This window comes from Sphingomonas immobilis, from assembly GCF_030580995.1.
GTDB classification, from domain to species: Bacteria; Pseudomonadota; Alphaproteobacteria; order Sphingomonadales; family Sphingomonadaceae; genus Sphingomonas; species Sphingomonas immobilis.
This window is the reverse complement of sequence record NZ_JAUQSZ010000001.1, coordinates 203,246-214,004: the sequence shown is the minus strand read 5'-3', so window position 1 is coordinate 214,004 and position 10,759 is coordinate 203,246. Positions and strand designations below refer to the sequence as shown.

General features: G+C 68.5%; 16 protein-coding genes. 12 read left to right on the top strand and 4 right to left on the bottom strand.

Annotated features, from left to right (window positions below; translation table 11 throughout):
• The first annotated feature begins 30 nt into the window (after nucleotides 1-30).
• Nucleotides 31-426, top strand: coding sequence for a DoxX family protein (locus tag Q5H94_RS00940; RefSeq protein ID WP_304559190.1), 396 nt, complete (start codon nucleotides 31-33; stop codon nucleotides 424-426).
• On the opposite strand, the gene dapE is transcribed toward Q5H94_RS00940, so the two are convergent.
• Entirely contained in the window at nucleotides 423-1,559 is a 1,137-nt protein-coding gene (gene dapE / locus Q5H94_RS00935; protein WP_304559188.1) for a succinyl-diaminopimelate desuccinylase, read from the bottom strand. The genes Q5H94_RS00940 and dapE overlap by 4 nt on opposite strands.
• Before the next feature lie 11 nt (nucleotides 1,560-1,570).
• Here dapE and Q5H94_RS00930 point away from each other — a divergent pair, with 11 nt between their 5' ends.
• Nucleotides 1,571-2,020, top strand: a complete 450-nt coding sequence (locus tag Q5H94_RS00930) for a cupin domain-containing protein (protein ID WP_304559186.1) — start codon at nucleotides 1,571-1,573, stop codon at nucleotides 2,018-2,020.
• Here Q5H94_RS00930 and Q5H94_RS00925 read toward each other — a convergent pair.
• A complete protein-coding gene (locus Q5H94_RS00925; protein WP_304559184.1) occupies nucleotides 2,017-2,574 on the bottom strand; it encodes a CAP domain-containing protein in 558 nt (185 codons plus the stop codon). The genes Q5H94_RS00930 and Q5H94_RS00925 overlap by 4 nt on opposite strands.
• Nucleotides 2,575-2,629: 55 nt before the next feature.
• Here Q5H94_RS00925 and hemW point away from each other — a divergent pair, with 55 nt between their 5' ends.
• Nucleotides 2,630-3,796: a radical SAM family heme chaperone HemW gene (gene hemW, locus Q5H94_RS00920; protein WP_304559182.1), complete on the top strand. Its 1,167-nt coding sequence runs from the start codon at nucleotides 2,630-2,632 to the stop codon at nucleotides 3,794-3,796.
• Nucleotides 3,797-3,893: 97 nt separating this feature from the next.
• Here the strand turns inward: hemW and Q5H94_RS00915 are convergent, their stop codons facing one another.
• Nucleotides 3,894-5,087, bottom strand: a complete 1,194-nt coding sequence (locus Q5H94_RS00915) for a penicillin-binding protein activator (RefSeq protein ID WP_304559180.1) — start codon at nucleotides 5,085-5,087, stop codon at nucleotides 3,894-3,896.
• An 11-nt stretch (nucleotides 5,088-5,098) separates the two neighbouring features.
• Between Q5H94_RS00915 and rsmI the strand changes: the two genes are divergently transcribed.
• The 9 genes from rsmI (at nucleotide 5,099) to Q5H94_RS00870 (ending at nucleotide 9,852) form a co-directional block, all read left to right on the top strand.
• On the top strand, nucleotides 5,099-5,935 hold the full coding sequence (rsmI, locus tag Q5H94_RS00910; RefSeq protein ID WP_304559178.1) for a 16S rRNA (cytidine(1402)-2'-O)-methyltransferase: 837 nt from the start codon (nucleotides 5,099-5,101) through the stop codon (nucleotides 5,933-5,935).
• Between the two features lie 51 nt (nucleotides 5,936-5,986).
• Nucleotides 5,987-6,259, top strand: coding sequence for a type II toxin-antitoxin system ParD family antitoxin (locus tag Q5H94_RS00905; RefSeq protein ID WP_304559177.1), 273 nt, complete (start codon nucleotides 5,987-5,989; stop codon nucleotides 6,257-6,259).
• Nucleotides 6,256-6,540 (top strand): type II toxin-antitoxin system RelE/ParE family toxin, encoded by a 285-nt coding sequence (locus tag Q5H94_RS00900; protein WP_304559175.1) that lies wholly within the window; start codon nucleotides 6,256-6,258, stop codon nucleotides 6,538-6,540. The genes Q5H94_RS00905 and Q5H94_RS00900 overlap by 4 nt, the downstream gene beginning before the upstream one ends.
• Before the next feature lie 20 nt (nucleotides 6,541-6,560).
• Complete coding sequence (locus tag Q5H94_RS00895) at nucleotides 6,561-6,953, top strand: YraN family protein (protein WP_304559173.1); 393 nt, start codon at nucleotides 6,561-6,563, stop codon at nucleotides 6,951-6,953.
• A 215-nt stretch (nucleotides 6,954-7,168) separates the two neighbouring features.
• Nucleotides 7,169-8,125: a glutathione synthase gene (gene gshB / locus Q5H94_RS00890; RefSeq protein WP_304559171.1), complete on the top strand. Its 957-nt coding sequence runs from the start codon at nucleotides 7,169-7,171 to the stop codon at nucleotides 8,123-8,125.
• 29 nt (nucleotides 8,126-8,154) lie between these two features.
• Nucleotides 8,155-8,424: a CopG family ribbon-helix-helix protein gene (locus tag Q5H94_RS00885; RefSeq protein ID WP_304559169.1), complete on the top strand. Its 270-nt coding sequence runs from the start codon at nucleotides 8,155-8,157 to the stop codon at nucleotides 8,422-8,424.
• Nucleotides 8,421-8,708: a type II toxin-antitoxin system RelE/ParE family toxin gene (locus Q5H94_RS00880; protein WP_304559167.1), complete on the top strand. Its 288-nt coding sequence runs from the start codon at nucleotides 8,421-8,423 to the stop codon at nucleotides 8,706-8,708. Before Q5H94_RS00885 ends, Q5H94_RS00880 begins: the two co-directional genes overlap by 4 nt.
• Nucleotides 8,705-9,304: a DedA family protein gene (locus Q5H94_RS00875; RefSeq protein WP_304559165.1), complete on the top strand. Its 600-nt coding sequence runs from the start codon at nucleotides 8,705-8,707 to the stop codon at nucleotides 9,302-9,304. The genes Q5H94_RS00880 and Q5H94_RS00875 overlap by 4 nt, the downstream gene beginning before the upstream one ends.
• An 8-nt stretch (nucleotides 9,305-9,312) precedes the next feature.
• Nucleotides 9,313-9,852 carry an O-acetyl-ADP-ribose deacetylase gene (locus tag Q5H94_RS00870; RefSeq protein ID WP_304559163.1) on the top strand — a complete coding sequence of 180 codons (540 nt, stop codon included), beginning with the start codon at nucleotides 9,313-9,315 and terminating at the stop codon, nucleotides 9,850-9,852.
• Here the strand turns inward: Q5H94_RS00870 and Q5H94_RS00865 are convergent.
• Nucleotides 9,849-10,715, bottom strand: a complete 867-nt coding sequence (locus tag Q5H94_RS00865; RefSeq protein WP_304559162.1) for a tyrosine recombinase XerC — start codon at nucleotides 10,713-10,715, stop codon at nucleotides 9,849-9,851. The genes Q5H94_RS00870 and Q5H94_RS00865 overlap by 4 nt on opposite strands.
• Between the last annotated feature and the right edge of the window lie 44 nt (nucleotides 10,716-10,759).

The following is a 10,759-nucleotide window of genomic DNA, read 5'->3' as shown; positions in this document are numbered from 1 at the left end:
TACCTTCCAGCCACTGTAGAGGAGACGGGAATGACCTTTCTTTCGCGCTGGAGCCCGCAGTTCCTGAGTGTCCTGCGTATCGTCGCGGCGCTGTTGTTTATGGAACACGGGTTGATGAAGCTGTTTCACTTCCCCGTGCCGCAGCCGGGCGCGCCCGATCCGCTGCCTGCGATGCTGATGGTAGCGGCGCTGATCGAGGTGGCCGGCGGTACGTTGCTGGCGCTCGGACTGTTCACCCGCGTCGCGGCGTTCGTCTGCGCGGGACAGATGGCCTTCGCCTATTTCATCGCGCACGCCCCGGTCAGCTTCTGGCCCGCCGTCAACATGGGCGAGGCCGCGGTGCTGTTCTGCTTCATCTTCCTGTATCTGGCGGCCGCCGGCGGCGGTGCGTGGAGCCTCGACGCGGCGCTGCGAAAGAAGGCCTAAAGCTGCGCGATCCGCGCGATGATCTCCGCATAGACCCCGGCAAGCGCGGGCAGATCGGCCACCGCCACCGCCTCGTCGAGCTTGTGCATCGTCGCGTTGCACAGGCCGAACTCGACCACCGGGCACAGCGCCGAGAGGAAGCGCGCGTCCGACGTGCCGCCCGTTGTCGACAATTCCGGCCGCAGCCCGAGCCGCGCCGCGATCGCGTCGCCGATCAGCGTCGAGAACGCCCCTGGCCGCGTCAGGAACGCCTCGCCCGAGATGCGCGCGGTCAGCGTCGCGGTCGGGTCGTGGCGCGCGACGATGCCCCGCATCCGCTCGACCAGATCAGCGCCCGTATGCAGGTCGTTGAAGCGTATCGAGAGCCTTGCGGAGGCGTGCCCCGGAATCACGTTGGTCGCGGGGTTGCCCACCGTGATGTCGGTCGCCTCGATGTTGGACGCCTGAAACCAGTCATTTCCCTCGTCCAGCACGACCGCGTCGATCTCGGCCAGCATCGCCACCAGCTTGGGGATCGGATTGTCGGCAAGATGCGGATAGCCGACATGGCCCTGCCTGCCCGTCACCTCGATCCAGATATTGACCGATCCGCGCCGCCCGATCTTGATCATGTCGCCCAGCCGCGCGACCGAGGTGGGCTCGCCGACGAGGCACAGGTCGGGCCGCACCCCGCGTTCGGCCATACGCTGCATCAGCGCCTTGGTGCCGTAGGTCGCCGGGCCTTCCTCGTCGCCGGTGATGATCAGGCTGAGCGGGATCGTCGGCTCGTCGGGGATCGCCGCGACGAAGGCGGCGATCGCCCCCTTCATGTCGACCGCGCCGCGCCCGTGGAGCAGCCCGCCGCGCTTCTCGGGCACGAAGGCGTCGCTCGCCCAGCCCGCGCCCGGCGGCACGACATCAAGATGCCCCGCGAAGGCGAAATGCTGGCCCTGCCCCCCGCGCGTCGCCAGCAGATTCTCGACCGGCCCGTCCGGCGCCTCGCCCTCCACGAAGCGTTCGACGGTGAAACCGCGCTCGACCAGCGCTTGCTCCAGCACGTCGAACACGGCACCGCGCGCGGGCGTCACGCTCTCGCACGCGATCAGCGCCTTGGTGAGGCCGAGGATCTGGGGCAGGTTCGCTGTGTCAGTCATGGGAGGCGGCATTGCCCAAGCTCGATCTCGATACAATCCCGCAGGTCAATCTCACCGACTACCCGCCGCAATTCGCGCATGTCGTCGCGGGCCGCTGGTATCGCCGCCTCGGCCCGCCCTCGGGCCTCACGCACATGGGCGTCAGTCAGGTCACGCTGAAGCCCGGCGCGCAATCGTCGCAACGCCACTGGCACGCGGCGGAGGACGAGTTCGTCGTGATGCTGTCGGGCGCGGCGGTGCTGATCGACGACGACGGCGAATATCCGATGCGCCCCGGCGACTGCGCGAGCTTCCCCGGCGGCGTGCGCAACGGCCATGTCCTAGTCAATCGCAGCGCGGAGGACTGCGTCTTCATCGCGGTCGGCGCGGGGCCGGACACGGGCGGCGGCTATTCGGATATCGACATGCTGTGGAGGGCGGACGGTCGCTACACGACCAAGACCGGCGAGGAATATCGTTAGAAAGCCGCCTGCCCCACCACGTTTCCGGCCGGGCTGTAGCGACAGACGAGCGTATCGTCGCGGTCGTTGCTGGCGAGTGCGCAACCGACGCGCGTCGTGCCGCGCCACACGATCTGCGTGTAATGCGCGACATCCTGCCACTGCCCGCTCGTGCTGAAGTACGGGGTCGGGCGGTTCACGAACATCCGTTTCTCCGCCACGAAGCTGCCGACCATCTCGTCATAGCGATAGGCGTCGCGCGTGCCCGTCCAGAGGTTTTCGCCCTCGCGCGACGGCCCCATCGGCTGGTGGGCATGTTCGAAGCGGTGTTCGGCGGCGAGCGTGCAGGCATAGGCGAGCGCGTGATCGGCCAGCGTATCGTCCCACGCAAGCGGGGGCAGGCCGACCTCGGCGCGCGCGGCGGCATGGGCGCTCAGCATCGCCCGTTGCAGCAGGCTGGCTCCGCGCGGCGCGGGCCTGTCGCTCGTCCGCAGCTCGACGGATCGCAGCGGCGGCATCACCCGTGGCGCGGGTTCGGTCGGCGCGGGCGTACAACCGAGCAACAGGAGCGCCAAGAACAGTATCCGCATCTTCCCTAGCTCCGCCACGCGGCGCATAGCCGCCCGCATCATGTATGCGTCCTCACCTCCACCGCTAGCCCTCCCCCCGCTAGCGCTCTACGTCCACTGGCCGTTCTGCGTCTCGAAATGCCCCTATTGCGATTTCAACAGCCATGTTCGCGAGAGCGTCGATCAGGCCGCGTGGCGGGCGGCGCTGCTCGCCGATCTCGCCTATGAGGCGGCGGCCTTGCCCGACCGGCAACTGGGCTCGATCTTCTTCGGCGGCGGAACGCCCTCGCTGATGCCGCCCGAGACGGTCGCGGCAGTGATCGCAGCGGCAACCGAAGCCTGGGCGCCGACCGACGATATCGAGATCACGCTGGAGGCCAATCCCAGTTCCGTCGAAGCGGCACGTTTCGCGGACATCGCCGCGGCAGGCGTCAACCGCGTTTCGCTCGGCCTGCAGGCGCTCGATGACGAGGCCTTGCGCTTCCTCGGCCGCGCGCATGGCGTCGCCGAGGGGCTGGCCGCGCTCGACACCGCGCAGGCGTGCTTTGATCGCGTCAGCTTCGACCTGATCTACGCCCGCCCCGGCCAGAGCCTCGCCGACTGGCACGGCGAACTCACCCGCGCGCTGTCGTTCGGCACCGAGCATCTCTCGCTCTACCAACTCACCGTCGAGCAGGGCACGCGCTTCGCCACCGAGGAGCGCGAGGGGCGGCTCACCCTGCCCGATCCCGACTATGCCGCCGACCTGTTCGAACTGACCCGCGAGACGACCGCGCGCGCGGGGCTGCCGGCCTACGAAATCTCCAACCACGCGCGGCCGGGCGCGGAGAGCCGCCACAACCTCGTCTACTGGCGCTACCAGGATTACGCCGGCGTCGGCCCGGGCGCGCATGGCAGGCGCGGCGGCCTCGCGACGGCGCGCCACAAGAAACCCGAGAACTGGATCACGGCGGTGGAGCGCAACGGCCACGGCGCGCAGATCGAGGAAACACTTACCCCGGCGGAGCGCGCGAAGGAGGTGCTGCTGATGGGGCTGCGGTTGCGTGAGGGCGTGGACCTGTCGCGCATCTCGACGCTGGGCGAAGCGCCGGTCGCCGACCTGATCGATGAAGCCGCCACCACCCGCCTCGCCGCGCAGGGCCTGCTCACCCGCGACGGCGACCACCTCGCAGTCGCGGATAGCGGGATGCTCCTGCTGGATGCGATCCTGCCTGAGGTGGTTCGCTAATTCCCGTCGCCCCGGCGGAGGCCGGGGCCGCTAGGTTGCGTGGCGAAGGCAGTGCCACAAACTCGGCGGCCCCGGCCTCCGCCGGGGCGACGTCAGGTTACTCGAACCCCGTCGGCGCCGCCGACACCGTCACCGTCGTTCCGCCCCGTATCTCCTGCACCTCCAGCGCCCGCTCCGCAATGCCGTCGCCGCGGAAGCGGAACGCGCCGTCGATGCCCGCGAAGCCGCCGCGATCGTGCAGCCGCTCCTCCGGGAATGGCGTCCCCACCCGCCAGTCGCGCGCGATGCGGATCGTCAGCAGCACCGCGTCATAGCCGAGGCTCGACAGCCGGAACGGTGCCGCGCCGAAGCGCGCGCGGTATTTGGCGGCGTACTGGCGATACAGATTGTCCGAAACGCTGGCGAACCACGCGCCGTTCAGCGCCGGTTTGGTGGCGATCGCGCTCTCCGAATTCCACAATTCGGTGCCGAGCACGCGCGCCCCGCCATTGCCGATCCGCCGCATCACCGGCACCGCATTGGCGGCGGTATTGCCGCCATCGGCGATCAGCAGCGCCTGATAGGGCGAATCCTTCGCCATGCGCGTCAGCGCCGCCGTGATCGATCCCGGCACGCGCTGATAGGTCTGCAGCGAAACCACCTGCCCGCGCGCATTCTCCACCGCGCGAAGGTACGCGGTCGAGGCGCGCTCGCCGTAGGTGCCGTTGGGGATCAGCCCCGCGAAGCTCGTGATGCCCTGCGCCTTGGCATAATCGACCACGCGCTGGATCGACTGGCCCGGCGCATAGCCCATCAGATACGCGCCCTGCCCGACGGCGGCGGTATCGTTCGAGAAGGACACCACCGGCACGCGCGCCGCGCGCGCGATCGGCGTCACCGCGCGCACGTCCTCGCCGAGCAGCGGCCCCAGGATCAGCCGGTTGCCGTCCGCGATCGCGCGCTGCGCCGCAGCCGACGCGCCGGTCGCGGTGTCATAGGTGGTGATGCGCACGCGCTCGCTGCGCGAATCGAGCAGGGCGAGCTGCGTCGCATTGGCGAGGCTTTGCCCCACGCCCGCATTCGGGCCCGACAGCGGCACCAGCAGCGCGACGCGGTGGCGCTCGGTATCGGTCGGAATACCCGGCTCGACCTGCGGCTGGGTGATGCGCGGAGGGGGCGGCGGCGGCGCAGGGCCACGCGGCACGACCGTGTCGCAGCCCGCGAGAAACAGCGCGCCAAGAACGACGAAAGCCCGGCGCAACCCCCTGCCCCCCAGGATGCCTGGTTGCGGTATCGATGCGGCGTCTGCCATGAACCTCTCCAATGAACGAAACCGATCTCGCGCCCGGCCTCTATATCGTCGCAACCCCGATCGGCAATCTCGGCGATCTCTCGCCGCGCGCCGCGCACATCCTCTCCCACGCCGGCGTCATCGCGGTCGAGGACTCGCGGGTGACGGCCGGGCTGCTCCGCCATATCGGCATCAAGCGACCGATGACACCCTATCACGATCACAATGCGGAGGGCGTGCGACCGGGCCTGATCGCGCGCATGGCGACCGAGGCGGTGGCGCTGGTGTCGGACGCCGGCACGCCGCTCATCTCGGACCCCGGCTTCAAACTCGTCCGCGATGCGCGCGCGGCAGGGCATCTGGTGGTGACGATTCCCGGACCCTGCGCGGCGGTGGCGGCGTTGACGCTGGCGGGTCTGCCGACCGACCGTTTCCTGTTCGTCGGCTTCCTGCCGCCCAAGGCGGGAGCGCGCGCCGCCGCCATCGCCGAAGTGGCGGGCATCCGCGCGACGCTGGTGCTCTACGAATCCGGCCCGCGCCTCGCCGCGACGCTGGCCGCGCTCGCGGAAGGACTGGGAGACCGCGAGGCGGCGGTGACGCGCGAGATCACCAAGCGTTTCGAGGAAGCGGTGACGGGCACGCTGACGTCGCTCGCCGCCCGCTACGCCGACGCCCCGCCCAAAGGCGAGATCGTGGTCGTGGTGGCGCCCCCCGGCGACCCCGAAGCGGCCAGCGACGCCGACGCCGACACTGCGCTCGCCGAAGCCCTCACCCGCCTCTCGACCGGACAGGCGGCAAGTGAGGTCGCCAAGAAACTCGGCCTCGACCGCAAGGCGCTCTATGCCCGCGCGCTGGAGATGAAGGGTTGAGAGTAGGCGGATGAAGTAGTATTTTATACTACTCTCATTGAGGTGCCGATCATGCAAGCCGCCGAAAAACTCTCCATCACCCTCCCCGCCGAAATGGTCCGCGTCATCCGCGCCAAGGTCGAGAGCGGCGGCTATGGCTCCAACAGCGAAGTCATCCGCGAGGCGATGCGCGGCTGGATGGAACGCGAACGCCACTTCGCCACGCTGGAGGCGGCGGTGGAGCGCGGGATCGCCGATGCCGAAGCGGGCCGCGTGTATACCTCCGAAGAGGTGCGCGGATGGCTTCTCGAACAGCTTGAGAATGATCGGCGCTCAGCTTCGTGAAGACGGTGTGGACGCAGGCCGCACGATCCGACCTCAGGGACATCAGCCGCTATATCGGGTCCGACAATCCACAGCGGGCAGTCTCCTTCGTCGATGAGATCGTCAGCGCCGGGGAGAGCATCCTGGACATGCCTCTCGGTTTCCCGCTCGCGCACCGGCTGGAACACTTGGCGATCCGTCGTCGCGTCCATGGATCCTATCTGATCCTTTACCGCGTATTGCCCGAGGCCGTGGAAATCCTCCACGTCGTGCATACGGCTCGTGATATGTCCGCCTCCTGAATCCTGATGCCTGAGCCTGCATGCGCCATTTGAGGCCGAAGCGCCCCAAACCCCTCCCCTCGCCAAAACGCCAGGCCGCCGAGGCCGCAGGCCGGCGCGGCGAGCGGATCGCGGGGTGGTGGCTGCGGCTCAAGGGCTGGCGCATCCTCGCCCGGCGCGTGCGCACGCCGGCCGGCGAGGTCGATATCGTCGCGCGCAAGGGCACCCTCGTCGCCTTCGTCGAGGTCAAGGCGCGGCGCACCGCCGCCGAACTCGACTTCGCGATCGACGAACGCCGCCTCGCCCGCGTCGCGGCGGCGGCGGAATATCTGATGCCGACCTACGCCGGGCCGGGCGACGACATCCGCGTCGACGTCATCCTGCTCGCGCCCGGCACGACTCCTCGGCATATCGAGAACGCTTGGATCGGGTGAGGCGCAGGCGCGTCAACGTGCCGGTGCGCCGAAGGCGCAGCGCCTTACCCGGCCCGCGGGTCGCGCAGCGAACCCGACGGACGACGCGGCTTTGCCGCGGCGTGACTTTGCGCGCCCGCGCCCCTAAATCCCCGTTCGTGCTGAGCGAAGTCGAAGCACGTGCCCAGCACACGCCCTTCGACTTCGCTCAGGGCGAACGGAAGGTTTGAACCCGAATGCCCCTCACCATAGCCGTCCAGATGGACCCGCTCGATGGTATCAACATCGGCGGCGATTCGACCTTCGCGCTGATGCTCTCGGCGCAGGCGCGCGGGCACAGGCTGTTCCACTATCTTGCCGAGGATCTGAACTATTCGGACGGCCGCGTCTGGGCGAAGGCGCACCCGGTCACGGTGCAGCGCGTCCCCGGCGATCACTTCGCGTTCGGCGAGTCCGTCAATCTCGATCTCGGCAACGAGGCCGACGTCGTGCTGATGCGGCAGGATCCGCCGTTCGATCTCGGCTACATCACCGCCACGCACCTGCTCGAACGGATCGCGCACCAGACGCTCATCGTCAACGATCCGGCCTCCGTCCGCAACGCGCCGGAAAAGGTGTTCGTGCTCGATTACGCGCATTTCATGCCGCCGACGCTCGTCACGCGCAGCCTCGACGAAGCACGCGCCTTCCTCGCCAAGCACGGCGAGATCGTCATCAAGCCGCTCCACGGCAACGGTGGCAAGGCGATCTTCAAGGTCGGCAGCGACGGCGCCAACCTCTCCGCGCTGATGGAAGTGTTCAACATGACCTGGCGCGAGCCGCACATGGTACAGGCCTTCCTCCCCGACGTGGCGAAGGGCGACAAGCGCATCGTGCTCGTCGACGGCGAGGTCGCCGGCGCGATCAACCGCCTGCCCGGCGAAGGCGAGATCCGCTCCAACCTCGCGGTCGGCGGCTCCGCGCAACAGACCGTGCTCACCCCCGAGGAAAAGGCGATCTGCGCCGAGCTCGGCCCCGAACTCAAGAAGCGCGGCCTGCTGTTCGTCGGCATCGACGTGATCGGCGGCAAATGGCTGACCGAGATCAACGTGACTTCCCCCACCGGCATCGTCGCGATCGAGAAATTCGACGGCACCGACGTGGCCGCGCTGATCTGGCAGGCGATCGAGGGCAAGGTGGCGGCGCGATTGTGAGCGCGGCGCAAAAAGCGTAGGATCGCACCATGACCGCGCCGACCAAAGCCCTGACCGCCCATGTGCCGCTCGATCTGGCGGATCAGGTCGATGCCCTGGCATCGCGACAGAAGCGGTCTCGGGAATGGGTGATCGAACAGGCGCTCGCGGCCTGGATCGAACGCGAAGAAGAGTGGCACCGCATGACGCTGGAAGGACTGGCGGATGTCGATGCCGGCCGCACTATCGACCATGAGCGCGTCAAGGCCTGGGCCGCCAGCCTTTCCACGGATAACCCGCTGCCGCTGCCGACAGTGTGAGAATTCTCTGGTCGAATGAAGCGTTGGCGGATCTCGCGCGCCTGAGCGCTTTTCTCGAGCCGGTGGCACCAGACACCGCGCTCCGCGTGGTGGAGCGACTTACGAGCGCACCCGATCGTCTGAGCGACTTTCCCCGTCTCGGCGAAAAGCTCGACGACTATGCGCCGCGCGAAGTCCGTCGCCTCCGTGTCGACGCCTATGAAATGCGGTACGAGATCACGAGCGACGCTATCTTCATCGTGAGGGTCTGGCATCATCGTGAGGAACGCTCCTCCGCCCCATGACCCAGTTCATCCTCGATCTCGTCGCCTGGGGCGGCTATTTCGGCATCTTCCTGCTGATGGCGTTCGAGAACGTCTTTCCGCCTTTCCCGTCGGAGGTGGTGATGGGCCTCGGTGGCATTGCCGTCGCGCGCGGGACGATGACGATGGTGCCGCTGATCGTGGCCGGCACGCTCGGCACGACGGCGGGCAATTACTTCTGGTACGCGATCGGCCGCCGCTTCGGCTACGAGCCGCTCAAGCCTTTCGTGGATCGCTGGAGCCGCTGGCTGACGATCGAGTGGCGCGATGTCGAGCGGCTCCACACCTTTTTCCTGCGCCACGGCCAGTGGGTGGTATTCGTGTTCCGCTTCATGCCCGCCTTCCGCACGATGGTGTCGCTGCCGGCGGGCATGGCGGGGATGCCGCGCGGTCGCTTCCTCGTGTGGACGGCGGCGGGCGCGGCGATCTGGAACACCTTCCTCGCCTGGGCCGGCTGGTATCTCGGCGCGAACTTCCGCCAGCTCGATGCGTATTTCGGGCCGGTGACGGTGGTGCTGATCGTCGCGATGGTCGTCTGTTACATCTGGCGCGTCGTCACCTGGAAACCGCGAGGATGATGCCGAAAATGATATTGGGCCGGACTGTTTGGGACGTCATCAAGGGCGATATCAGCGTCCTCGATGTGGATGCGATCGTCAACGCCGCCAATTCGTCACTACTCGGTGGTGGCGGCGTGGATGGCGCCATTCACCGCGCGGCGGGCCCGGATCTGGTTCACGAATGCCGGTTGCTGGGCGGCTGCAAGACCGGCCAGGCAAAGATCACCAAAGGCTATCGCCTCAAGGCGCGGCACATCATCCACACCGTCGGCCCGGTCTGGCGCGGCGGCGAGCATGACGAGCGCGATTTGCTGGCAAGCTGCTATTCCGCGTCCTTCGATCTGGCGGTTCGTCACGGCCTTCGCAGCCTCGCCTTTCCCGCAATCTCGACGGGAATCTTCCGGTTCCCGATCGCCGAAGCCGCGCGCATCGCCTCCCGAACGATCGCCGATCGCATCGTCTTCAAGCCGGAGGCGCTCGACCGGATAGTTTTCGTTTGCTTCGACGCCAATGCGGAAGAAGTCTTTGCCGCCGCGGTCGCCGAGTGTCTGGAAAGCCGCGGCTAAGCCCGGGGATGCGCATTCCGGTACACGTCGAGCAGATGCGCCGCATCGACCGCCGTATAGATCTGCGTCGACCCAAGGCTCGCATGCCCCAGCAATTCCTGCAGCGCACGCAGGTCCGCCCCGCGCCCCAGCAGATGCGTCGCGAAGCTGTGCCGCAGCGCATGCGGAGTCGTCCGCTCCGGCAGGCCGAGCCGCACCCGCGCCGCCTGCACTGCGCGACGGATGATCGCGTCCGATAGCGGCCCGCCCTTCGCGCCGCGAAACAACGCCGCGTCGCGCGCGGTGCCGTACGGCGAGAGGCGCACATAGTCCTCCACCGCCGCGCGCACCTGCGGCAGCAGCGGCACGATCCGCGTCTTGCCGCGCTTGCCCGTCACCGACAGCGTCTCGCCGAGCGGCAGGATCGCACCGGTCAGCCCGGTCGCCTCGCCGATGCGCAGGCCGCTGCCGTAGAGCAGCAGCAGCACCGCGAGATCGCGCGCGCCGATCCACGCCTCGTCGCGGCTCTCCGCCACCTCGTCCGCCAGCGCGACCGCCTCGTCGGGCGAGACCGGGCGCGGCACGCCCTTCTTCACGCGCGGCCCCTTCAGCGCGGGCACGGCGACGCCCGCGAAGCCGAGGAACGCCCGCACCGCCGACAGCTCCCGCGCCGCCGATGCATTGCCGATCCCATCCCCCCGCCGCAGCGCCAGGAACGCGCGCAGATCGGCCGCCGTCAGCTTGTCCAGCGCAGGCTCCCCGCCATGATGCCCGCGCAGGAACGCCACGAGCCGTTCCGCCGTCGCCTGATAGGCCCGCACCGTATGCGCCGACCGCCGCCGGTCGCGGGAGAGGTGATCGGCGAAGGCCTGGGGGTTGGTCATGGCTATCGCCTACCCCAAATCGTCGCCCCGGCGAAGGCCGGGGC

What these genes read in the sequence shown, in the direction of transcription:
- Q5H94_RS00915 (WP_304559180.1), bottom strand. Translation starts at nt 5,087, where the DNA reads ATGGCAGACGCCGCATCGATACCGCAACCAGGCATCCTGGGGGGCAGG.
- Q5H94_RS00885 (WP_304559169.1), top strand. Translation starts at nt 8,155, where the DNA reads ATGACCGCGCCGACCAAAGCCCTGACCGCCCATGTGCCGCTCGATCTG.
- Q5H94_RS00905 (WP_304559177.1), top strand. Translation starts at nt 5,987, where the DNA reads ATGCAAGCCGCCGAAAAACTCTCCATCACCCTCCCCGCCGAAATGGTC.
- Q5H94_RS00870 (WP_304559163.1), top strand. Translation starts at nt 9,313, where the DNA reads ATGATATTGGGCCGGACTGTTTGGGACGTCATCAAGGGCGATATCAGC.
- Q5H94_RS00940 (WP_304559190.1), top strand. Translation starts at nt 31, where the DNA reads ATGACCTTTCTTTCGCGCTGGAGCCCGCAGTTCCTGAGTGTCCTGCGT.
- Q5H94_RS00875 (WP_304559165.1), top strand. Translation starts at nt 8,705, where the DNA reads ATGACCCAGTTCATCCTCGATCTCGTCGCCTGGGGCGGCTATTTCGGC.
- Q5H94_RS00895 (WP_304559173.1), top strand. Translation starts at nt 6,561, where the DNA reads ATGCGCCATTTGAGGCCGAAGCGCCCCAAACCCCTCCCCTCGCCAAAA.
- hemW (WP_304559182.1), top strand. Translation starts at nt 2,630, where the DNA reads ATGTATGCGTCCTCACCTCCACCGCTAGCCCTCCCCCCGCTAGCGCTC.
- dapE (WP_304559188.1), bottom strand. Translation starts at nt 1,559, where the DNA reads ATGACTGACACAGCGAACCTGCCCCAGATCCTCGGCCTCACCAAGGCG.
- Q5H94_RS00865 (WP_304559162.1), bottom strand. Translation starts at nt 10,715, where the DNA reads ATGACCAACCCCCAGGCCTTCGCCGATCACCTCTCCCGCGACCGGCGG.
- rsmI (WP_304559178.1), top strand. Translation starts at nt 5,099, where the DNA reads ATGAACGAAACCGATCTCGCGCCCGGCCTCTATATCGTCGCAACCCCG.
- gshB (WP_304559171.1), top strand. Translation starts at nt 7,169, where the DNA reads ATGCCCCTCACCATAGCCGTCCAGATGGACCCGCTCGATGGTATCAAC.